The following is a 20,242-nucleotide window of genomic DNA, read 5'->3' as shown; positions in this document are numbered from 1 at the left end:
CCGACTTGCGACCCGCCGCAGAGTCACTGGAACGCAGCACGCACCGCAACGCACCACGGCGCACCCCGGCCGTTCACTCCGGAATCCCGCCGCTTTCCCGGCCTGCCGCCCCGTCCTTCGGCAGGCTCTCCAGCAAGTTCCCCAGGGCGCCCGACACGAGGGCGCAGACCGTGTCGGGGTCGGCGCTTGCCAGAGGCTCCTTGGCGACCACCACTCGCATCAAGCCAATTCCGAGCAGCCAGGACAGCGCCAGATCCGCGCGCAAATCCCCGGTTTCGGACTCGGAGAGCGTGGCGAGGACGTCCGCGTACTCCTCCCCCAGCCCCCGCAGCGCCTCCGCTATCTCGTCGCTGCCGCCGATGGAGCGCAGACACACTTCCAGCGAACGGTCGGCGCCGTTCGCGCCGCCGGCCAGCATTCCGCGCAGCGCGACCTCGAACAGCCGCTCGGCGGGAGTGGTGCGCAGCTGCTCATGGCCGCCACGCGCCATCACCTCCCCGAACAGGGCCTTCTTCGAGCCGAAGTACCGGAACAGCAGGGCCTGGTTGGCCCCGGCCCGGGACGCGATGTCGCGTACCGTCGCCCGTTCGTAGCCGCGCTCGGCGAACAGCTCACAGGCGGCATCGAGCAACCGCAGCCGGGTGCCCTGAGCATCCCGGCGGGGTGCGTCCGCCGTGCCGTGCTGCGGGGTCTTCGCCATCCCACGTTCCTCTCCGTCGGCCCGTCACAAGGACGGCCACAATGCGTCGTTGACCGCCTCCGGGGGGCGGCTTACCGTGATGTAAGCAGGTGCTTACACAAGGGAGGTCACCTTGACCACAGCCGACACAGCACCACTCTCCTACCCCTTCAACGTTCCCGAGAGCCTTGAGCTTTCCGAAGAGTACGAACAGGCCCAAAACCGTCCGGGGCTGCTGAAGGTCCGGATGACGTACGGCGAGCCGGCCTGGCTCGTGACCCGGTATGCCGAGGCCCGGTTCGTCCTCGGCGATCAGCGCTTCAGCCGCGCCGAGGGCGCACGGCATGACGAGCCGCGGCAGTCCGAAGGGCGCCGGGACAGCGGCATCCTGGGCATGGACCCACCCGATCACACCCGGCTGCGGACGCTGGTGGCCAAGGCCTTCACCGTCCGCCAGGTCGAAAAGCTCCGGCCGCAGGTCAAGCAGCTGGCGCATGAGCTGCTCGACGAGCTGGAGGCGGCCGGGCCGCCCGCCGATCTCGTGGACCGCTACGCACTGCCGATCCCCGTCGCGGTGATCTGCCGGATGCTCGGCGTACCGGCCGCGGACCGGCCGCGGTTCCGGGTGTGGAGCGATGCCGCCTTGTCGACAAGTTCCCTGACCGCGGCGGAATTCGACGCCAACATGGAAGAACTCCGCGCCTATATGCGTCAGTTGATCGAGGATCACCGGCGCGCTCCGCGGGACGATCTGATGACAGCGCTGATCGATGCCCGGGATGTCAACGACCGGCTGTCCGAAATCGAGCTGGTGGACCTGTGCGTCGGCATTCTTGTCGCCGGGCACGAGACCACCGCGACCCAGATTCCCAACTTCGTGCTCGCGCTGCTGGACCACCCGGGACAGCTCGCCCTGCTGCGCGAGCAGCCGGAGCTGATCGCCGGAGCGGTGGAGGAATTGCTGCGTTTTGTTCCGCTGGGCAGTGGCGCGAGCCAGCCTCGTTATGCGACGGAGGACGTCGAAGTCGGCGGGACGCTGGTGCGGGCCGGGAGCCCGGTTCTGGTGGCGGTGGGCGCCGCCAACCGGGACGGGCTGCGCTTCGACGCACCCGGGACGCTGGACATCTCGCGGACCGGAATGCAGCATCTCGGCTTCGGTCACGGTGTCCATCACTGCCTCGGTGCGCCGCTCGCCCGTCTGGAACTCCAGGAGGCGATCGGCGCCCTGGTCACGCGCTTCCCGGAACTGCGGCTGGCCGGTGACGTGATGTGGAAGAACGAGATGCTGGTGCGCGGGCCTCGGGTCATGCCGGTGGGGTGGTGAGCGGATGAGCTGGCAGGTGGAGATCGACCCGCAGCAGTGCATCGCCTCGGGCTCCTGCGCCGCCATCGCCCCGGACCTCTTCGTGGTGGACGGCGCACATGCCCGCCCGTTGAAGGACCGGATCGAGGAGGACGAGCGCGCCCTGGATGCCGCCGATGTCTGTCCGGCCTCCGCCATCACCGTCCGGAAGGGTGAGGAGGTCGTCGGACCCCGGCCGTAGGGCGGCGGATACGGACGGGGCGTGGCGGCCGGCCATGCCCCGTCCGCTGGATCGTTGCAGGTCAGCCATGAACTCCCGGCAGCGGCAAGCCAGTTGGGCGCTGCGTCCGCCCGTCGCGCACGAGAGGCGCGGGCCCTCCCCCTCCGTGGCCGGAGCGCAAGATCATTTCATGTAGGCTTACTGACCGGTAACGACCCATTTTTCGATCAGGGGGATCTCATGCATCGACGTATTTCCGCTCTCGCCGTGACGGCGGCCGTCGCCGGAGGCGTGCTGTTCGCGGCGCTGCCCGCACAGGCCGCCACCACGGCCGCCGGGCGGCAGAGCGTGGCAGCCGGGGGCGCCGTCCAGGTCAACATCGACGAGCTGCGCCAGCAGTCCGCGGACCTGAAGGCCAAGGCCGCGCGCCTGGACAACGAAGGCGAGCACGGGGCCGCCGACCGCGCCCGTGCGGAGGCCCGCGCGCTGGACGAGCGGATCCAGGCGTACCTCGACGCCGAAGAGAACGCGTCCTGACCGCACCTCAGCACCACCGCGTCGCCCGCCCCGGAGCCATCGGGGCGGGCGACGCCGCTGTTTACGGGACGGCCGACAGGCAGCCACCCTGCCCGCGGCATGTCAACGGCCCGTCGGCGCCACGGGAAAGGGCAGGTCGGGGCCCCTCTCGTTCCGCTGTGAAGGCGGGGTGCGACGATGGCTCTGTCATGGATGCGGGGCAGGTTCTCAGGGGGCTGCGTGCCGCGGTGTTCGCGGCGGTCTGTGTGCTGCTCGCTGCGCTGGGCCACGCGGTGATGTCGGATGCCGTGATACCGGGCTGGATGCTGCTCGCGGCGACGGTCGGCACCGCGGCCGGTGCCTGGTGCTGTGCGGGCCGTGAGCGCGGGCCGCTGCTGGTGGGGTTGCTGACCGTCGGGACCCAGGCCGCCCTGCACACCGCCTTCTCGTTCGGCCAGACGGTCGCCGGCACCGGCTCCGGTGGCGGCGAGCATTCGCTCGTGCGCCGGTGGGCGGACAGCTGGCTCTGCGGCGCCCAAGGCATGCCGTCCTCCGGACCTGACCGCGCCGAGATGCTGCGGATGATGCATCAGCAGATGGCGGCCATGCCCTCGACGGGGCACGGGGGCGCTGTGCCGGGCATGGATCACATGGCGGATATGGCCGCCCCCGGACATCAGATGCCGGGCATGCACGGCAGCGCGACCGGCATGCTCGCGGCACACCTGCTGGTCGCCCTGCTCAGCGCCGGGTGGCTGTGGGGTGGCGAGCGGGCCGCGTTCCAGCTCGTACGGAGCGTGTCGGCCTGGCTGTTCGCGCCTCTGGTGCTGGTCCTGCGGATCGCGCTGCCCGAGGCGCGGCCCGCCGTGCGCGCCTCCCGGCAGGAGCCGCGGCACGCGGTGCGGCAATTGTTGCTGGCGCATACGAGGTCGTTGCGGGGTCCCCCGCGGGAGCCGGCTGTCGTCTGACAGCGCGGTCGAATCCCCGAGCCGGCAGGACGGACGGGCGCCATTGGCATGCGCCCGGGGTCCCGGCTCCGACTTCACCGGTCCCCGCCGAGCGCGGTGGCCGGATCATGCGAAGGACTCCAGATGATGATTCCTGTCCGGATGCCGGCGGCAGCGCCGCCCGCGTCCGTTCCCGCACCGGCCGACGGGGGCGGGCGCCCGACGGTCGCCGGGTCAACCTGCTCGTTTGCCGCCGGTGTCGGCCGTACCGGGAGCGACCGGGCCCGGCAGTACGGCGGCCGACCGCAGCCGGGCGAGCAGCGCGTCGGCGGCCGCCCGGTCTCCTTCGGGAGGCGCCAGGGCGCGGTCGAGGCCGGTCGTCAGGGCGTGTGCCTGCGCGTGCCACCGCCGGCAGTCCGGGCAGCCGACGAGATGGTCGTCGAGCCGGCGGGCGGTGAGTCCGGGTGGCAGTTCCTCGCCGTCGAGGCGGGCGGAGAGTGCCGTACGGATGCGCGAGCAGAGCATGTGTCCATCCTCCCCGAAGCCGGGCTGTGCGGCGAGGGGCGGTCGCGGGATGCGGGATGACGAGGCGGTGACGGGTTGGGCGCTGGCCGCCCGTACCGGTGACGAGCGGGCCGTCGAGCAGTTCGTGCGGGCCACGCAGCTCGATGTGCGGCGCTATGTGACGCATCTGAGCGGTGATCCGCAGGCGGCCGACGATCTGGTGCAGGACACCTATGTCCGGGCACTGCGCAGTCTGCCGCGGTTCGAGGGCCGGTCGTCGGCGCGGACCTGGCTGCTGACGATCGCCCGGCGGGTCGTGGCGGACCGGATCCGGTCCCATGCGGCGCGGCCCCGGCTGGCCGCGACGGACGACTGGCAGACGGCCGCGGAACGGGTGCAGCCGCGCGGGGTGCCCGGGTTCGACGAGGGTGTCGCGCTGGCCGAACTGCTGGCAGCGCTGGCACCGGAGCGGCGGGAGGCGTTTGTGCTCACCCAGCTGCTGGGGCTGCCGTATGCGGCGGCGGCCGGGGTGATGGGCTGTCCCATCGGGACCGTACGGTCGCGGGTGGCGCGCGCCCGGGAGTCGCTGATCGCGCTGCTGACGGACGCGGAGCGGCCCGAGGCGGCCGACGGGCCGCGGGTCTACGCGGATGCCGTGGCCTGACGGGACGCTCCCCCGGCGGCGGGGCTCATGGGCGGGCGCGGGCCCGGTCCATGAGCCCCGCCGTGGCTGCTGATTCACCCGTCGCCGGGGCGCAGCGCGCGAGCCCGCACGGTCTGCGGTGGGCTGTGGCGGAAGTGCAGGGTGAAGGTGAGCCGGTCGCCGGGCGCGAGCCGTGGCGGCGGGCTGACCATGACGTCCAGGGTGGTCGCTGTCATGGTCAGGGCGCCGCCGGCCGGGACGGTGGCGGCGCCAACCATCGCCATGCTCCGGCCGTTGTTCCCGATGTCGAGGTTGCGGCTGAGCATCGTGCGATGCCCGGCCGGGCCGGTGACGCCCGTCAGGACGTCGTCGGCGCCGCCGGAGTTGCTGATGGTGAAGAACGCGGCGGTCGCCTCGGAGCCACCTGCGATCAGCACCCGGCCCTCGGGGACGCTCAGCTCTGCGGGGGTCCCCGCGTTGCCGGTCGCGGTCCAGAGGGTGAGGGTGCCCAGCGTCGCCAGGCAGGTGAGCAGGGGTACGGCGACGGCCTGGACGGGCAGCCGTGTCATCGGGTCTCCCAACGTGCTTGCGCCCGGGGGCCGTTGGGGCGGCGGGCGGATTTTCCGGTGTCGCCCGGTCGCCAGGCGCGCAGCCGGAGGCTGTTGCCCACGACGAGCAGTGAGCTGGCGGACATGGCGGCGGCGGCGAGCATCGGGCTGAGCAGACCGACGGCGGCGAGCGGCAGGGTGACGAGGTTGTAGCCGAAGGCCCAGACGAGGTTGCCGCGGATGGTGGCCAGGGTGCGCCGGGCCAGGTGCACGGCGTCGGCGATGGCCTGGAGGTCCTCGCGTACCAGGGTCACATCGGCCGCGCCGATCGCGGCGTCGGTGCCGCTGCCCATGGCGATCCCGAGGTCGGCGAGCGCGAGGGCCGCCGCGTCATTGACCCCGTCGCCGACGACCGCAACCCGGCCGCCCTGCTCCTTGAGGGTGGTGACGAGGGCGGCCTTGTCTTCAGGGCGGGCCTCGGCATGCGTCTCGGTGATGGCGAGATGGCCGGCCACCGCGCGGGCGGTGGCGGCGCGGTCGCCGGTGGCCAGCACCGGCCGCAGTCCCAGGCGGCGCAGCCGGTCGACGGCGCGATAGCTATCAGGGCGGAGCGCGTCACCGACCGCGAGCACGGCCTCCGGGGTGCCGTCGACGGTGACCAGGACGGCGGTGTGGCCGGCCGTCTCCGCGGCGTGCACCGCGTCCGGCAGCGGCGCCGGGAGATCGGTGACGTCGCCGGGCCGGGTGACGGCCACCCGGCGCCCGTCCACTGTGCCGTGGACGCCGTACCCCGGTGTGGCGCTGAACTCCGCTACGGGCGGCAGGGGTTGGTCCGGCTGCCGTTCGTCGGCGCGGGCGGTGACCGCGCGGGCCAGCGGATGCTCGGAGCCCTGCTCGACGGTGGCGGCCAGCCGCAGCGCCGTCGCGTCATCGAGGCCGCCGGTGCGTGCGGTGAGGGTGGTGACGCTCATCCGGCCCGTGGTCAGGGTGCCGGTCTTGTCGAGGACGACGGTGTCGATGCGGCGCAGTCGTTCCAGCGCCTCCGGCCCGCGGACCAGGATTCCCAGCTGGGCGCCGCGGCCGGTGGCGGCCAGCAGCGCGGTCGGGGTGGCCAGCCCCAGCGCGCAGGGACAGGCGACGACGAGGACGGCGACCGCCGCGGTGACCGCGGCCTGCGGCTCGGCTCCGGCGCCGAGCCAGAAGCCCAGCACGCAGACCGAGATGGTCAGTACGGCGGGCACGAAGACGGCCGCCACCGCGTCGGCGAGCCGCTGCACCTTGGTCTTGCCCGTCTGGGCGTCCTCGACGAGCCGGGTGATCCGGGCGAGTTGGGTATCGGCACCCACCGCGTCGGCCCGTACCTCCAGCAGCCCGCCGGAGTTGACCGCGCCGCCGACGGCCGCCGCGCCCGGACCGACCTCGACGGGGCGGCTCTCTCCGCTGATCAGGGACAGGTCCAGGGCGGAGCTGCCGTCGACCACGGTGCCGTCGGTGGCGATCCGTTCGCCGGGCCGGACCAGGAAGTGGTCGCCGACCCGCAGCCGGCTCACCGGGATGCGCCTCCCCCACTCTCGGCTCCGCTCGAGCGGGGGGACCCCCATCCCGTCCGGCGTCAGCACTTCGACGTCCTTGGCGGCGAGTTCGGCCAGTGCGCGGAGGGCGGCGCCGGTGCCGCGCCGGGCCCTGGCCTCCATCCGCCGCCCGGCCAGCACGAACAGCGGCACGCCGACGGCGGCTTCGAGGTAGAGGTGGGCGGCCCCGTCGCCCGCGGTGGGCAGCAGGCTGAACGGCATCGTCATACCGGGCGCCCCGGCCCCGCCGAGGAACAGCGCATAGGCGGACCAGCTGAAGGAGGCGGCGACGCCGAGGGAGACCAGGGTGTCCATGGTCGCCGCGCCGTGCCGCAGCCCGCGCAGCGCACGGGCGTGGAAGGGGGCGGCGCCCCAGAGCGCGACGGGGGCGGCGAGCACGAAGCACAGCCACTGCCAGTTGCGGAACTGCCAGCCGGGCACCATCGACAGGACCAGGACGGGGACCGAGAGCAGGGCGGTCACCAGCAGCCGGTGCCGCTCGGCGCGGGCGCCGTCGTCGTGGGAGTCCGGGGAGTCCGACGAGCCCTGGGAGTTCTGGGTTTCCGCGGTCTCGTGGGTGCGGGCGTCCGCGCGGTCGGCAGGTGACGGCCGGTTCTCGGTGCCCGCCTCCGCGGCGGGTTCGCGGAGCCGGGCGGTGAATCCGGCCGCCTCCACGGTGCTGATGAGCTCGGTGACGGAGACCGCCGGGGGGTGGCTGACCGTGGCCCGGCCGGTGGCGAGGTTCACCGAGGCGGCGACGCCGTCCAGTCGGCCGAGCTTCTTCTCGACCCGGCCCACACAGGCCGCACAGGTCATCCCGCCGATGGTGAGGGTGGTGCTGCGGTCCGGGGTGGGGGCGAGGTCCGGCGACGGGGTAACGGGCCGGGGTTCCGGCGTCATCGCGCTGCTCCCACCGGGACCGGGCGGGGTGCCGCGGCGCCCATGCCGTGCATACCGCCCATGTCCCCGTCGTCGGGCGTGGACTCTCCCGTACGGGTGACGCCTGGCCGCAGCCCCGGGGCCACCGGCCCGACGGCGGTCCCGGCCGCGTACGACAGCATGCCGAGCGCCACCAGCAGCACGAGGAATCCGAGGACCGACGGTGCGGGCAGCAGCCGTGTGACGGCCTGGCGAAGAGGGGGCCGACTGCGGTCGGCCGAAGAGCTGGACATCGCGTCATCGTGGCAGCTGACGGCGGCCCCGGGCGGCCGTTCCGGGGCTGGTTGGCACGTGAGGTTTGTCCCGTTCCGCCGCCGGAACTCACCGGCCGCCGGGCCCGACTAACTGGGTTTGGGCGGGGTCCCGTTCGCCCGCGCACTCCCCCGCAGCGGAAATCACATCCCCCGGCGGGAACTCGGCGCGCCCGTTGCCCGACCTCTCCAACGCCGCGCCACCCGGGCGCGGTTCATCACCCACCCCCCACTGTTGAGGAGACGTCGTGTCATCGTCGTCCGAACCCGTCGAGCTGTACGGGCCGGAGTACAAACGCAACCCCTATCCCCTGTACGCCGAGCTGCGGGAGCGCGGCCCGGTCCACCGGGTGCGCTTTCCCAGCGGGGTGTACGCCTGGCTCATCACCGGCTACGAGGCCGCGCACCGGGCGCTCACCGACCCCCGGCTGGGCAAACACCACTCGCGGGGCAACGCGGCCTGGCGGGCCCGCGCCTCGATCATGCCCGAGCCGCAGCACTCCCAGCTCCAGGTGCATCTGCTCCACCAGGACCCGCCGCGGCACACCGCGCTGCGCCGGCTGATCACCGATGCCTTCGCGCCGCAACGGGTGGAGGCGCTGCGCCCCCGCTTCCAGGAGATGGCCGATGCGCTGCTCGACGGGCTCCCGGACAGCGGCGGCACCGACCTGGTCGAGCGGTTCGCGGCCCGCTTCCCCTTCCAGGTGCTCGCCGAAGTCATCGGGCTGCCCCCGGAGTTCGCGGACCGCTTCGACCGGGACTGGGGCAAGGTCGTCCAGCCCGTGGGGCCCGAGGACCCGGGCCGGCCGGCGTACGAGGCGCGGCTGCGCGGGCTGCAGCAGTACATCGCCGATCTGGTCCGTCACAAGCGGGCCGAGGGCGGCGAGGATCTGCTCTCGCGACTGGTGGCGGCCCATGGCGCGGACCAGATCGGCAAGGAGGAGCTGGACTCGATGGTCTTCCAGCTGCTGGTCGCGGGACAGGAACCGGTCACCAACCAGATCACCACGGCGCTGGTCACCCTGCTGCGGCACCCCGCGCACCTCGCGGAGCTGGCCGCCCGGCCGGAGCTGCTGCCCCGTGCCGTCGACGAACTCCTGCGCCATGACAGCGCCTTCGAGCTGACGACCTGGCGGTTCTTCGCCGAGGACACCGAGCTGTACGGCACCCGGATCCCGGCGGGCGACTCCGTCATCGTGTCGCTGAGTGCGGCCAACCGCGACGCCCGGCAGTTCCCCGACGCGGACGCGCTGCACTTCGACCGCACCCCGAACCCGCATCTCGCCTTCGGCCACGGCATCCACTTCTGCCCCGGCGCCACGCTCGCCCGGATCGAACTCCAGGTCGCCCTGGGCACGTTGCTGAGACGGCTGCCGGAGCTGCGGTTCGCCGTCCCGGAAGACGAGCTGGAGTGGACCCCGGCAGTACTGGCGCGCGGCGTCGTCCGGCTGCCGGTGACCTACGGCGGCTGCCCATACGCGGGCTCCGGTGCGAACGGGCCCGATGCCGCGTGCTGACCAGCCCGGCGCCTCCGCGTCCGGTGGCGCCCTCCGACGACCGGGCCCGCTGCGCCGAGGTGCTCGCCACGCTCCTGCCCTACCGGCGCACCCTGGACACCGGCCACGCCGACACCCCGGACGCCTTCCCCGCCCAACTGGAGCGGCTCGCCGCGCCGGTGGCGGCGGGCGAGCCGATCGTGTTCACCCTGCCGGGCTTCCCCTGCAAGTCACCCAACCCGGCCAAGGTGCTGGGCCACCTCCCCGACGAGGGCGAACGGCTGGCGCTGCGTTTCCTGGACGCGCTCTGCGCCCGGATCGCGGAGCACCACCCGCCCGGGGCCCGGGTGGTCATCTGCTCGGACGGACATGTCTTCAGCGACCTCATCCAGGTGCCCGACCGGGACATCGACGCCTATGCCGATGCGCTGCGCGCGCTGATCCATGACGAGGGGCTGACCCGGCTCGATGTCTTCGATCTGCGGGATGTGTACGGACAGCGGCTGTCGCACGACGCCAAGCGGTCCCTGGTCCATGAGTACTACGCCCCGGACCTGGACACCCTGCGGTCGCTGACCCGCACCGATGAGCCGACCCGGCGGCTGTACCAGGGCATCACCCGGTTCCTCTTCGAGGACTCGGTGGCCTTCACGGGGACCCGTTCGGCGCTCCAGCGCAGCTGCCGGCGGCGCGCCTACGGGGTGATGCAGCGCAGCCGCGCCTGGGGCGAGCTGATCGCCGCACACCATCCGGGGGCGTTCCGGCTGTCCATCCATCCGCAGCCGCGGGGCTCGGACAAGTTCGGCATCCGGCTGCTCGAAACGCCCGATGCGTGGCTGACGCCCTGGCACTCGTCCGTGCTCGAACACCCCGATGGACGGCGGGAGTTGTTGCACCGAGCGGAGGCCGAGCGGCTCGGCCGGCTGGTGTGTCGCCAGGGGCGGCCGAGCCACTTCGTGGCCGGGTGAGGGGGCGGGGTGGGCGTCACCCGCCGTCGGCGGGCAGCGGCTCCCGGTGGTCGACGGCGATCAACGGGTCCCCGGTGAGCGGATGGTCGGTCACCGCGGCGCGCACCCCGAACACCTCGGCCAGCAGCTCCGGCGTCAGCACCGTACGGGGCGTGCCGGACGCCACCACCCGCCCGGCGTGCAGCACATGCAGCCGGTCGCACAGCGACGCCGCCGCGTTCAGATCGTGCAGCGAGATCAGCGTGGTGCGGCGCTGCGCACGCAGCAGCGCGAGCAGCTCCACCTGGTGGCGGATGTCGAGGTGATTGGTGGGCTCGTCCAGCACCAGCACCTCCGGGTCCTGGGCGAACGCCCGTGCCAGGAGCGCCCGTTGACGTTCCCCGCCCGACAGGGTGGAGAACCGGCGGGCGCCCTGTCCGGCCATCCCGACGGCGGCCAGCGCGCGGGCCACGGTCTCCCGGTCGGTCTCGTCCTCGCCCGCGAAGGCCCGCTTGTAGGGCGTACGGCCCATGGTCACCACTTCGCGGACGGTCAGCTCGAAGTCGCTGCCGCGCTCCTGGGGCAGCGCGGCGACCTGCTGTGCGGTCCGGCCCGGTGAGAGCGTGCGCAGGTCGGTCCCGGCGAGCAGTACCCGTCCGGCGGTGGGACGCAGATGCCGGTAGACGGTGCGCAGCACGGTGGACTTGCCGCTGCCGTTGGGGCCGACCAGCCCGGCGATCTCACCGGCCGCCGCCATCAGTTGCACACCGGCGACGACATCCCGTCCCGCGTAGCCGACGTGCAGCTCCTCGATCTCGACGTTCATCGTCCCTCCTCCAGCCGCCGGTCCAGGATGAACAGCAGGGCAGGCGCCCCGATCATCGCGGTGACCACGCCGATCGGCAGTTCCTGGGTGTCCATGGCCGTACGGCATACGAGGTCCACCACCACCAGCAGCAGCGAACCGGTCAGCGCGGACAGCGGCAGCAGCCGGCGGTGGTCGCCGCCGATGAGCAGCCGGCACAGATGCGGCACCATCAGGCCCACGAAGCCGATGGCGCCGGAGACCGCGACGAGTACGCCGGTCAGCAGTCCGGCCACCACGAACAGCTCGCGGCGCAGCCGGGTGACGTCCACGCCCACCCCGGCCGCGGTCTCATCGCCCATGATCAGCGCGTTCATGGCACGGGCCCGCGCCTGGAGGGCGAGCAGCCCGGCGGCGACCGCGACGGCCGGCAGCCACAGCATCTGCCAGGTGGCCCCGCTCAGGCTGCCCATCAGCCAGAACAGCACGCTGCGGGTCTGCTGTTCATCGCCGGCCTGCAGCACCAGGTAGCTGGTGAAGCCGGACAGGAACTGCCCGACGCCCACCCCGGCCAGCACCAGCCGCAGCGGCGAGAAGCCCCCGCCGCGCCGGGCCATCCACCACACCAGCCCGAACGCGCCGAGCGCCCCGGCGAACGCGGCGCCCGAGAGCCCCAGCCCCAGGCCGCCACCGGCCGTGACGCCCAGCACGATGGCGGTGACCGCGCCCAGCGAGGCACCGTTGGAGATGCCCAGCAGATAGGGGTCTGCCAGGGGGTTGCGTACCAGTGCCTGGGTCGCGGTCCCCACCAGGCCGAGGCCCGCGCCGACCAGCGCCGCCAACAGGGCGCGGGGCACGCGTAGTTGCCACACGATGAGGTCGTCGGTGCCCGGCCGGGGCGCGGCGCCGCCGAGCCGCCGGAACACCACCGACCAGACGTGTCCGGGCGCGATATCGGTGGCGCCGAGTGAGACCGCCGCGGTCAGGGCCACCACCAGCGCGATCCCGAGTCCCAGGGCGAGCAGTCCGGTGCGCGGGGTCCGGCGCCCGGACCACTCGGCCGGTTCCTTGTGTCCGTGTGGGGCGGCGACCGACGCGGCCACTAGTGCGCCGCCTTGAAGCGTGTGGGGTGGATCGTGTGCGCGATCTTCTCGACGGTGTCCGCGTTGCCGACCCCGGCGACCGTCGTACGCTCCGAGCCGATCCGCAGGAACTTCCCGTGGCGCACCGCCGCGAGCCCCTTGGTGGCGGGGAAGCTCTTCAGGAACTCCGCCGCCTGGTCGAACGCCTTGGCGTTGGCCGCCGCGTCGCCCCGGTTGCGGACCCCGAGCTGGATCCAGTCCGGGTTCTTGGCGACCACGTCCTCCCAGGACACCGGCTTGAAGTCGCCGTCGCAGCCCTCGAAGACATTGCGCGCCCCGGCCTGGCCGATCACGGCGTTGGCCACCTGCTTGCGGCAGACGGCGACCGGCTGCTTGGTTCCCGCGTCGTAGTCGAAGAAGAAGTAGGTCGGCCGCTTGTCGGGGGCGATATCGCCCACCGCCCGGCGGACCTTGCCGACCTTCGCCCGCATCCCGGCGACCAGTTCGTCCGCGCGCTCGGAGGTGCCGGTCACCGCGCCCAGCCGCTTGATGTCCCCCTCCACACCGGACAGATCGCGCTGCGGCTTCTTGGCCATCGGCGCGCAGGCGGTGGACGCCAGGTAGAGGTGCTTGATGCCCGCCGCCTTGAACTCCTCCGCGGTGGGCGCGTCACCGGCGGACCCGCCCATGATCTTCATCGCGGCGAAGGAGTCGATGTACAGATCGGCCCCCGAGCCCAGCAGCTTTTCCTTCGGGATCGCGGACTTCGACAGCACCGGCACCTTGCGGGCCTTGGCGTCCAGGTCGCCGGGCAACGCGCCCTTGCCGGGCGGGAATCCGGTCCCGATGACCCGGTCACCGGCGCCCAGCCGCAGCAGCATCTCCAGGGCGGCGGCATTGCTGGTGACGATCTTGCGCGGTGCGGCGGAAAAGGTGGTGGTGACGCCCTGGCAGTCGGCGACCCGTACGGGGAAGCCGGACCCGCCCTGCCCGTCGGCGCCCTGGTCCGTGCCCGGCCCGGCACCCGCTCCGCCGCCGCACGCGGTGGCGGCCAGCGCGACGACTACCGCGACACCGCACAACTTCCAAGGACGCATGGCGTTCTCCCCTATCCCTCACCAGCCGGTTCCCCGGCCGAGTCACCGGCCGCACCGGCGTCCGGCGGGCCGCAGGCGCGACCCGGCACAGGTAGTCGGCCGGATACCGGGGGTGGTTCCGGGACAGGAGATCCTTTTCCGGTGGGGTCAGGGATCGAGGCCGCTGCTGCTCTGGGGCCCGTACAGATCGAGCAGGCGGGTGCGGGTGCCGTGCAGCCGGTCGGCGACCGTCTTGGCCACATAGCGGTACATCGCCCGGCCGAGGACGGGGTCGGATTCGCACAGCTCGCGGATCACCCTGGCGTCGAACTCCACGGCGTCCACCCGGCTGACGGTCTCCGCTCCCAGGTGCCACAGATAGGGCGGGAACAGCCAGGCCCAGCCGAGCAGTTCGCCCCGTCCGAGGGTTTCCACCACCGCCGCCCGGCGCCCGGGGACGTGCTGGTCAAGCGCCACCTGTCCATTGAGGATGATCCAGAAGCGGTCCGCCCGCCGGCCCTCCTCGAAGAGCCGGGTGGCGCGCGGCAGCGACACCTCGACGGCGATGTCGGTCAGCTGCCGGCGCCGGTCGGGCGGCAACTCGTCGAACAGATTGTTGATCGTGGTCATACGTCCTCCGCTCGCTGCCTGCACGATATGCGCAGCTTTGCGGGGATCGGCGCAATGGCTCGGCCCGCCGGGTCCCGGCGGGGCGAAACCGGCTCCCGGTCAGGTCAGCTGACGTCGTACCAGGTCGTGCAGGTGGCCGCCGGTGTCGGCGAGCAGGTCGGCCGGGGCGCCCTGCTCGACGATCCGGCCGTCCGCCATCACGATCACACGGTCGGCGTCCATGACCGTGGAGAGCCGGTGGGCGATGACCAGGCGGCTGGCGCTGAGCTGGCGGGTGCTGTCGATGACAATGCGCTGGGTCTCGTTGTCCAGGGCGCTGGTGGCCTCGTCGAAGAACAGGATCCGGGGGCGGCGGACCAGTGCCTGGGCGATCATCAGGCGCTGCCGCTGACCGCCGGAGATCGCCCCACCGCCGGAGATCATGGTGTGCAGGCCCATCGGCATCCGCTTGATGTCCTCGGCCAGGCCCGCCATCTCGGCGGCCGCCCAGGCTTCTTCCTGGGTGAAGGACTCGGCGCCGCAGATGCAGTCCAGGATCGATCCGGTGAGCGGCTGGGCGTTCTGCAGGACGACCCCGCACTGACGGCGCACCGCCGCCTGGTCCAGGGCGGACAGGTCTTGACCGTCGTAGAGCACACTGCCCGCGGACGGCTTGTCGAAGCCGATGAGGAGCCGCAGCAGGGTCGACTTTCCGCAACCGCTCGGGCCGACGACGGCCACGAACTCACCCGGCTGGACCCGCAGCGAGACACCGTCGAGAACGAGCGGGCCGTCCTCGGTGTAGCGGAACGAGAGCTTCTTGGCCTCGATGCCGCCGGACAGCGTGCCGGGCTGGGCGCTCGCCCCGCGTACCTCCGGCTTCTCGTCCAGTACCGGCTTGATCTGCTCGAACATCGGCATCGCGGCGGCCGCCGAGATGAAGGCGCCGGTGATCTGGGTGACCGCGGTCAGCAGCATGGTCACCGAGGTGTTGAAGGTGAGGAATGAGGCGGCCGACATGCTGCCGCGGGCCGGCCCGGCCAGCAGCATGAAGAGGGCGAGCGAGCAGAGCGGCAGATAGACCGCGTTCAGAACGGTGGTCAGATTCTTGATCCGGCCGGCCTTCTGCTGGAGTTCCCGGGAGCGGGCGAACTCACGGGCCCAGGCCGCGTAGGCGAAGCTCTCGGCCGCGGCAACCCGCAGTTTGGGCAGTCCGCGCAGGGTCTGGAACGCCTGGTTGTTGAGCTTGTTGCCGAGCTTGACCAGCCGTCGCTGCCAGCGCAGTTCCCACAGGCCCATGCCGAGGAACACCGCGCCGATGACGAGCAGCATGGCGATCGCGGCCAGCGCCAGCGGCACGCTGAAGCAGAGCAGCAGCACCAGATTCATCGCGCCGACGGTGGTGGACTGCACGGCCACCGGGCCGAGGCCGGACAGCACCCGGCGGATGCTGCTGATGCCCATCGCGGCGCTGGCCAGCTCTCCGGTGGAGCGTTCGGTGAAGAACTTCGTCGGCAGCCGCAGCAGCCGGTCCCATACGGCCGGCTGGAGGGCGCTCTCGATGCGGCCCTCCATCCGCAGGACGGTGAGGTTCTGCATCAGCATGAAGGCGGCCGAGACCACGCTGGTGACCATGACGGCCAGGGAGACCTGCACGATCAGGCTCTTGTCCGCGCTCGGTACGTACTCCCCGAGCACCTTGCCGGTGGCGAGCGGGACGAGGGCGCCGAGGCCGACGGTCACCAGTCCGCTGAGAGCCAGATTGCGCAGGTCCATACGGGTGCCGCGCAGGCTGAAGAGCATCAGCCGCCACAGGCTCATGGGCCGCTCCGGCAGCGGGCGGTAGAACATGACGGCGCGCGGTTCGAGTTCCCCGGCGTTGTCCTTGCCGAGGCGCATCCGCAGACCGGAGACCGGGTTGACCGCCTCGTACCGGCCACGGCGCCACAGCAGCGCCACCGGGGCACCGGACTTGGCGCGATGGCCCACCAGGGGCCCGGTGTTGGTCCGCCACCAGGGTCCCTGGAGCCGGACCGCCCGGGTCCGGATCCGCGAGCTGACCGCGATCCGTTCGACCGGGGTGATCCGGTCGTTGACGGCGCCGCCCTTCGGCGGCTCGGTGAGCGTGATACCGGCCGCCTCCGCGACCGTGCGGCAGACCGCGAAGGTGGTGTCATCGCCGGTCCGGTCCGTCGTGGCACCGCCCCGCCCGGCCCGGCCGATGGATGCCACCAGCGCCTGGTCGGCGCGCTCGCGAACGGTTTCGCCCGCCTTGATACCGGCCGCCGTACGGTCCTCGTGGGCGCGCTCCAGCTGCTCGATCCAGCGGTCGACGGCGGACAGCAGCCGGTACTGCTGATTGACCATCTGCTGCCACAGCTCGGGGTCCACCAGCAGATCGCCGGCCGCCTCCGCGCTGTAGGAGGCGCCGTACTGCACACTGCCGGGCGGGACCGGCATCCACAGGATGTCGTCGTCGGCCACCGCGTCATCGCCGGGCCGGCCGTCGAGCGGTGCCTCGAAGAGCACGCCCAGGCTGCGGGCGGTGCCCAGCGCGAAGGCGTGCTCCAGTGCGGAGGGCGCCTGGGCCTGGGCTCCGTACGCGGCGTCGTGGCCGTAGCCGTCCTGCGTGCCGTACTGCGGGAACGACCCGGTGTCGCCGTACTCCCCGTACTCGTACCGGGGCAGCTCGCGCAGCGGGAGGCGGCGCAGCAGGCAGTCCTGGGAGGGCCGGCCGAGCAGGGTGTGCTGCGGGCCCGCGACCGGGCCGAGCAGCAGGGTGCCTGCTTCCAGGCGGCCGAGGAAGTGCCAGTGCCCTTCCTGGGCGGCGTCGACCGCGAAGAGGTCCAGCGAGCCGCCTGTGACGAGCCACAGCACATGCGGGCCCTCCAGGGGGACGCTGCGCAGCCCGGTGCAGTCGACCGGTGTGCCGAGGCCGCCCAGTGCGTACGTCACGGCATCGGTGTCGCCCGGTCCCACGACCGTGGACGGGGGTACGGACACGTCAGTGCTCCTTGACCAGCTCGGCGTACGGGCCCCCGGCGGCGACCAGGTCCTCGTGCCGGCCGCGTTCGACGACCACTCCGTGGTCGAGGACGACGATCTCGTCGCTGTCGCGGACCGTGCTCAGCCGGTGGGCGATGACGACGCAGGCGCAGCCGCGCCGCCGCAGGTTGTCCATGATGATCTGTTCGGTCCGGGCGTCCAGCGCGCTGGTGACCTCGTCGAGGACCAGGATGCTGGGGCGCCGGACGAGGGCGCGGGCGATCTCCAGCCGCTGCCGCTGCCCGCCGGAGAAGTTACGGCCGTCCTGCTCGACCCGGCTGTGGATGCCGTCGGGGCGGGGGGCGATCACCTCGTCGTAGAGCCCGGCGTCCTGGAGGGCGGTGATCACCGCGTCGTCCGGGATGGACGGGTCCCACAGCGCGACGTTGTCCCGGACCGTGCCCTCGAAGAGGAAGATGTCCTGGTCGACGAAGGACACGGAGGCGGCCAGCGCACTGCGCGAGAGGTCCTCCAGCCGCTGCCCGTCGATGCGGATGGTGCCTTCCCAGGGGCTGTAGAGGCCGGAGATCAGCCGGGAGACGGTGGACTTGCCGCTGCCGGAGCCGCCGACCAGGGCGACCTGCCGGCCGGGGCCGACGGCCAGCGAGAAGCCGGTCAGCAGCGGTTTGTCCAGCGGGCTGTAGCCGAAGGTGATGTCCTCCAGCGTCACATGGCCCTTGAGGCGGCGGGTGTCGGCGTCCGGCTCGGGGCGCGAGTAGAGGGTGTCGACGGGGAAGCTCTCGACGTCCTTGAGGCGGGCCACATCGGCGGCGAAGTCCTGGATGCGGCCGGCCACTCCGTTGAGCCGGGTGATGGGCGCGGTGAAGCGGGTCACCAGCGCCTGGAAGGCGACCAGCAGTCCGATGGAGATATGGCCCTCGACGGCCCGCAGTCCGCCGATCCACAGGATCAGCGCGCTGTTGAACGTGGCCAGGGTGGGCGCGACGACGGCCAGCGCGGCGCTCGGCACACCCAGCCGCTGCTGTTCCTCCAGCGTGGTGGCGTGCTGCCCGGCCCAGCGGCGGAAGTAGCCGTTCTCCCCGCCGGTGGCCTTCATCGTCTCGATGAGCTGGAGGCCGGTGTAGGAGGTGTTGGTCAGCCGTGCGGTGTCGGCGCGCAGCTTCTGGGTGTGGGTGGCCCGCAGCCGGACCACGATCCGCATGGCGACGACATTGAGCAGTGCGATCCCCACGCCGATGACGGTCAGTTGGGGGTCGTAGGTCCACAGCAGGAACGCGTAGAGGATGACGACGATCCCGTCCACGCCCGCGGCGGCGAGGTCACGGGCCAGGGTCTCGGCGACCGCGTCGTTGGACTGCAGCCGCTGGACCAGGTCGGCCGGGCTGCGCTGGGCGAAGAAGGTGACCGGGAGTCTGAGCAGATGGCGCAGGAAGCGGGCGCTGGTGAGGGTGGAGGAGATGATCCGGCCGCGCAGCAGATTGGCCTGTTGCAGACCGGTCAGTACGGCGGTCAGCCCGACCATGGCGGCCATCGACGCGAAGAGCGGCCCCAGCAGAGAGGTCTGGTTGCCGATCAGGAACATATCGATGTACGTACGGCTGAGCGCGGGCACCGCGGCGCCGACCGCGACCAGCAGCAGGCTGGCGAGCAGCGCGGCCAGCAGGGTGCCGGTCGTGCCGCGCATCCGGGCGGGCACGGCGCTCAGCACGCCGGGCTTGCGGCCGCCCTTGTGGAAGGACTCGCCGGGTTCGAGGACCAGGGCGACGCCGGTGAAGCTGGTGTCGAAGTCCTCCATCGCCACGAAGCGGCGGCCCTTGTCGGGGTCGTTGATGTGCACGCCGCGGCGGCCGAGGCGCCGGCCCATACCGTCGTAGACGACGTAGTGGTTGAACTCCCAGAACAGGATCGCGGGGCCCTGCACCTCGGCGAGCGCGGCCGGTTCCATCTGCATGCCCTTGGCCTGGAGGCCGTAGCTGCGGGCCGCCTTGAGCAGATTGCTGGCGCGCGAGCCGTCGCGGGAGACGCCGCAGGCGATCCGCAGCTCTTCGAGCGGGACGTGCCGTCCGTAGTGGGCCAGCACCATGGCCAGCGAGGCGGCGCCGCATTCCACGGCCTCCATCTGGAGGACGGTGGGGGTGCGGACGGTCTTCGTCTTCTTGGGCTTCGGGGCGGGCGCGGCACGGCGGGCGCGGCGGGCGCCGGGCGCGGTTTCCGAGCGGCGGCGGCCGCGGACCGGCGGCGGCAACTGCTGCTGCGGGGCGGCGGAGTCGTGGGGGGCGGTCACGGCAGCAGCCAATCGATCGGGTGCTGCGCGGCCAGGTGGACGGCGCCACTGGCCGGCGTCATGGAGTCGACGGTGTACGGGGGGCCGCCGGAGGTCGACCAGGCGTAGCCGGACTTACTGTGCGGGGCGGCGTCGAGCTCTACCAGGACCGCGATGGGCTGGCCATGCTGCGAGAACTCCTCGCCGAGCTGGCTGCTGCCCAGGTAGGTGCCGATCCGCTGGCGGCTCTGTGCGGTCCTGCCGACCGCTTTGACCCGCCCGCGCAGCACGCCGTACTGCTGCGTCGGCACGGACTGGACGGTGAGGTCGACGGCGGCGCCGACGGGGACGGTGGCGCCGTTCTGGGCCGGTACGTACAGCGTCGCCGTCAGGGGGTCGCTGGCCTTCGCGATGCGTTCCACGGAGGCCACGTCCGCGCCGGTCGTGACGACGGAGCCGATGGTGGCGACCATCGTGGTCAGCCGGCCGGCGGCGAGCGTACGGACGACGGTGGTGGTGCCCTGGGCGGTACGGACCCTCAGGACGGGCGTGTGGGCGGGCACCCGCTTGCCCTCTTCCGCGAGGACGGCGGTGACCTGGCCCGCGACGGGGCTCTGCAGGATGTAGCTGCCCTGGCCGTGCGTGAGGATTCCGGGTGCGTTCAGGGTGGAGGACACGGTGCCGGTCACCGCCCATACGGAGGCGGCGATCACAAAGAGGACCGTGACGGTCAGGACGAGCCAGCCCTGGGGCCGGGCGAACCGGACCGGAAGATCGATTTCCTCGGGCGACTGCAGCTTGGAAAGGGCCTGTTGGCGGAACTGCACGACACTCTTC

19 protein-coding genes are annotated in these 20,242 nt (G+C 72.4%); 7 read left to right on the top strand and 12 right to left on the bottom strand.

Features of this window, described 5'->3' with window-relative positions:
- Window positions 1–73: 73 nt before the first annotated feature.
- Window positions 74–700 (bottom strand): TetR/AcrR family transcriptional regulator, encoded by a 627-nt coding sequence (locus STRTU_RS32815; protein ID WP_159748715.1) that lies wholly within the window; start codon window positions 698–700, stop codon window positions 74–76.
- 112 nt (window positions 701–812) lie between these two features.
- Here STRTU_RS32815 and STRTU_RS32810 point away from each other — a divergent pair, with 112 nt between their 5' ends.
- From STRTU_RS32810 to STRTU_RS32795, 4 genes are all read left to right on the top strand, one after another.
- Complete coding sequence (locus tag STRTU_RS32810) at window positions 813–2,003, top strand: cytochrome P450 (protein ID WP_159748714.1); 1,191 nt, start codon at window positions 813–815, stop codon at window positions 2,001–2,003.
- Window positions 2,004–2,007: 4 nt separating this feature from the next.
- Entirely contained in the window at window positions 2,008–2,223 is a 216-nt protein-coding gene (locus tag STRTU_RS32805) for a ferredoxin (protein ID WP_159748713.1), read from the top strand.
- 219 nt (window positions 2,224–2,442) lie between these two features.
- Window positions 2,443–2,739, top strand: a complete 297-nt coding sequence (locus STRTU_RS32800) for a hypothetical protein (protein WP_159748712.1) — start codon at window positions 2,443–2,445, stop codon at window positions 2,737–2,739.
- Window positions 2,740–2,927: 188 nt separating this feature from the next.
- Window positions 2,928–3,686 (top strand): PE-PGRS family protein, encoded by a 759-nt coding sequence (locus STRTU_RS32795; RefSeq protein ID WP_159748711.1) that lies wholly within the window; start codon window positions 2,928–2,930, stop codon window positions 3,684–3,686.
- Between the two features lie 213 nt (window positions 3,687–3,899).
- Here STRTU_RS32795 and STRTU_RS32790 read toward each other — a convergent pair whose 3' ends face one another.
- Window positions 3,900–4,190, bottom strand: a complete 291-nt coding sequence (locus STRTU_RS32790) for a zf-HC2 domain-containing protein (RefSeq protein ID WP_159748710.1) — start codon at window positions 4,188–4,190, stop codon at window positions 3,900–3,902.
- A 49-nt stretch (window positions 4,191–4,239) separates the two neighbouring features.
- On the opposite strand from STRTU_RS32790, the gene STRTU_RS32785 reads away from it, so the two are divergent.
- The gene (locus tag STRTU_RS32785; RefSeq protein ID WP_159748709.1) at window positions 4,240–4,833 is read left to right on the top strand and encodes a sigma-70 family RNA polymerase sigma factor; all 594 of its coding nucleotides are present in this window, start codon (window positions 4,240–4,242) and stop codon (window positions 4,831–4,833) included.
- Between the two features lie 74 nt (window positions 4,834–4,907).
- Here STRTU_RS32785 and STRTU_RS32780 read toward each other — a convergent pair whose 3' ends face one another.
- From STRTU_RS32780 to STRTU_RS32770, 3 genes are read right to left on the bottom strand one after another with little or no spacing between them, the layout of a single operon-like run.
- The gene (locus STRTU_RS32780) at window positions 4,908–5,381 is read right to left on the bottom strand and encodes a copper chaperone PCu(A)C (RefSeq protein WP_159748708.1); all 474 of its coding nucleotides are present in this window, start codon (window positions 5,379–5,381) and stop codon (window positions 4,908–4,910) included.
- Window positions 5,378–7,831: a heavy metal translocating P-type ATPase gene (locus tag STRTU_RS32775; RefSeq protein ID WP_159748707.1), complete on the bottom strand. Its 2,454-nt coding sequence runs from the start codon at window positions 7,829–7,831 to the stop codon at window positions 5,378–5,380. The genes STRTU_RS32780 and STRTU_RS32775 overlap by 4 nt, the downstream gene beginning before the upstream one ends.
- Entirely contained in the window at window positions 7,828–8,103 is a 276-nt protein-coding gene (locus STRTU_RS32770; protein WP_174879013.1) for a hypothetical protein, read from the bottom strand. The genes STRTU_RS32775 and STRTU_RS32770 overlap by 4 nt, the downstream gene beginning before the upstream one ends.
- 266 nt (window positions 8,104–8,369) lie before the next feature.
- On the opposite strand from STRTU_RS32770, the gene STRTU_RS32765 reads away from it, so the two are divergent.
- Window positions 8,370–9,638, top strand: coding sequence for a cytochrome P450 family protein (locus STRTU_RS32765; protein ID WP_159748706.1), 1,269 nt, complete (start codon window positions 8,370–8,372; stop codon window positions 9,636–9,638).
- Window positions 9,632–10,585, top strand: a complete 954-nt coding sequence (locus STRTU_RS32760) for an L-tyrosine/L-tryptophan isonitrile synthase family protein (protein ID WP_246241577.1) — start codon at window positions 9,632–9,634, stop codon at window positions 10,583–10,585. The genes STRTU_RS32765 and STRTU_RS32760 overlap by 7 nt, the downstream gene beginning before the upstream one ends.
- 16 nt (window positions 10,586–10,601) lie before the next feature.
- On the opposite strand, the gene STRTU_RS32755 is transcribed toward STRTU_RS32760, so the two are convergent.
- The 7 genes from STRTU_RS32755 to STRTU_RS32725 form a co-directional block, all read right to left on the bottom strand.
- Window positions 10,602–11,390: an ABC transporter ATP-binding protein gene (locus tag STRTU_RS32755; RefSeq protein ID WP_159748705.1), complete on the bottom strand. Its 789-nt coding sequence runs from the start codon at window positions 11,388–11,390 to the stop codon at window positions 10,602–10,604.
- On the bottom strand, window positions 11,387–12,472 hold the full coding sequence (locus STRTU_RS32750; RefSeq protein WP_159748704.1) for a FecCD family ABC transporter permease: 1,086 nt from the start codon (window positions 12,470–12,472) through the stop codon (window positions 11,387–11,389). Before STRTU_RS32750 ends, STRTU_RS32755 begins: the two co-directional genes overlap by 4 nt.
- A complete protein-coding gene (locus STRTU_RS32745) occupies window positions 12,472–13,548 on the bottom strand; it encodes an ABC transporter substrate-binding protein (RefSeq protein ID WP_159748703.1) in 1,077 nt (358 codons plus the stop codon). The genes STRTU_RS32750 and STRTU_RS32745 overlap by 1 nt, the downstream gene beginning before the upstream one ends.
- 147 nt (window positions 13,549–13,695) lie before the next feature.
- Window positions 13,696–14,157: a cyclic nucleotide-binding domain-containing protein gene (locus STRTU_RS32740; RefSeq protein ID WP_159748702.1), complete on the bottom strand. Its 462-nt coding sequence runs from the start codon at window positions 14,155–14,157 to the stop codon at window positions 13,696–13,698.
- Between the two features lie 99 nt (window positions 14,158–14,256).
- Window positions 14,257–17,139: an NHLP bacteriocin export ABC transporter permease/ATPase subunit gene (locus STRTU_RS32735; protein WP_159748701.1), complete on the bottom strand. Its 2,883-nt coding sequence runs from the start codon at window positions 17,137–17,139 to the stop codon at window positions 14,257–14,259.
- A 1-nt stretch (window position 17,140) separates the two neighbouring features.
- Window positions 17,141–19,426 carry an NHLP family bacteriocin export ABC transporter peptidase/permease/ATPase subunit gene (locus tag STRTU_RS32730; RefSeq protein WP_159748700.1) on the bottom strand — a complete coding sequence of 762 codons (2,286 nt, stop codon included), beginning with the start codon at window positions 19,424–19,426 and terminating at the stop codon, window positions 17,141–17,143.
- Window positions 19,423–20,232 (bottom strand): HlyD family efflux transporter periplasmic adaptor subunit, encoded by an 810-nt coding sequence (locus tag STRTU_RS32725; RefSeq protein ID WP_159748699.1) that lies wholly within the window; start codon window positions 20,230–20,232, stop codon window positions 19,423–19,425. The genes STRTU_RS32730 and STRTU_RS32725 overlap by 4 nt, the downstream gene beginning before the upstream one ends.
- Window positions 20,233–20,242: the final 10 nt, after the last annotated feature.

This window comes from Streptomyces tubercidicus (assembly GCF_027497495.1).
GTDB lineage: Bacteria > Actinomycetota > Actinomycetes > Streptomycetales > Streptomycetaceae > Streptomyces > Streptomyces tubercidicus.
This window is presented reverse-complemented; position numbering and strand designations above follow the sequence as displayed.

Coding starts and splice junctions, on each gene's coding strand:
- STRTU_RS32815 (WP_159748715.1), bottom strand. CDS start 700: ATGGCGAAGACCCCGCAGCACGGCACGGCGGACGCACCCCGCCGGGAT.
- STRTU_RS32805 (WP_159748713.1), top strand. CDS start 2,008: ATGAGCTGGCAGGTGGAGATCGACCCGCAGCAGTGCATCGCCTCGGGC.
- STRTU_RS32800 (WP_159748712.1), top strand. CDS start 2,443: ATGCATCGACGTATTTCCGCTCTCGCCGTGACGGCGGCCGTCGCCGGA.
- STRTU_RS32795 (WP_159748711.1), top strand. CDS start 2,928: ATGGATGCGGGGCAGGTTCTCAGGGGGCTGCGTGCCGCGGTGTTCGCG.
- STRTU_RS32790 (WP_159748710.1), bottom strand. CDS start 4,190: ATGCTCTGCTCGCGCATCCGTACGGCACTCTCCGCCCGCCTCGACGGC.
- STRTU_RS32785 (WP_159748709.1), top strand. CDS start 4,240: ATGCGGGATGACGAGGCGGTGACGGGTTGGGCGCTGGCCGCCCGTACC.
- STRTU_RS32780 (WP_159748708.1), bottom strand. CDS start 5,381: ATGACACGGCTGCCCGTCCAGGCCGTCGCCGTACCCCTGCTCACCTGC.
- STRTU_RS32775 (WP_159748707.1), bottom strand. CDS start 7,831: ATGACGCCGGAACCCCGGCCCGTTACCCCGTCGCCGGACCTCGCCCCC.
- STRTU_RS32770 (WP_174879013.1), bottom strand. CDS start 8,103: ATGTCCAGCTCTTCGGCCGACCGCAGTCGGCCCCCTCTTCGCCAGGCC.
- STRTU_RS32755 (WP_159748705.1), bottom strand. CDS start 11,390: ATGAACGTCGAGATCGAGGAGCTGCACGTCGGCTACGCGGGACGGGAT.
- STRTU_RS32745 (WP_159748703.1), bottom strand. CDS start 13,548: ATGCGTCCTTGGAAGTTGTGCGGTGTCGCGGTAGTCGTCGCGCTGGCC.
- STRTU_RS32740 (WP_159748702.1), bottom strand. CDS start 14,157: ATGACCACGATCAACAATCTGTTCGACGAGTTGCCGCCCGACCGGCGC.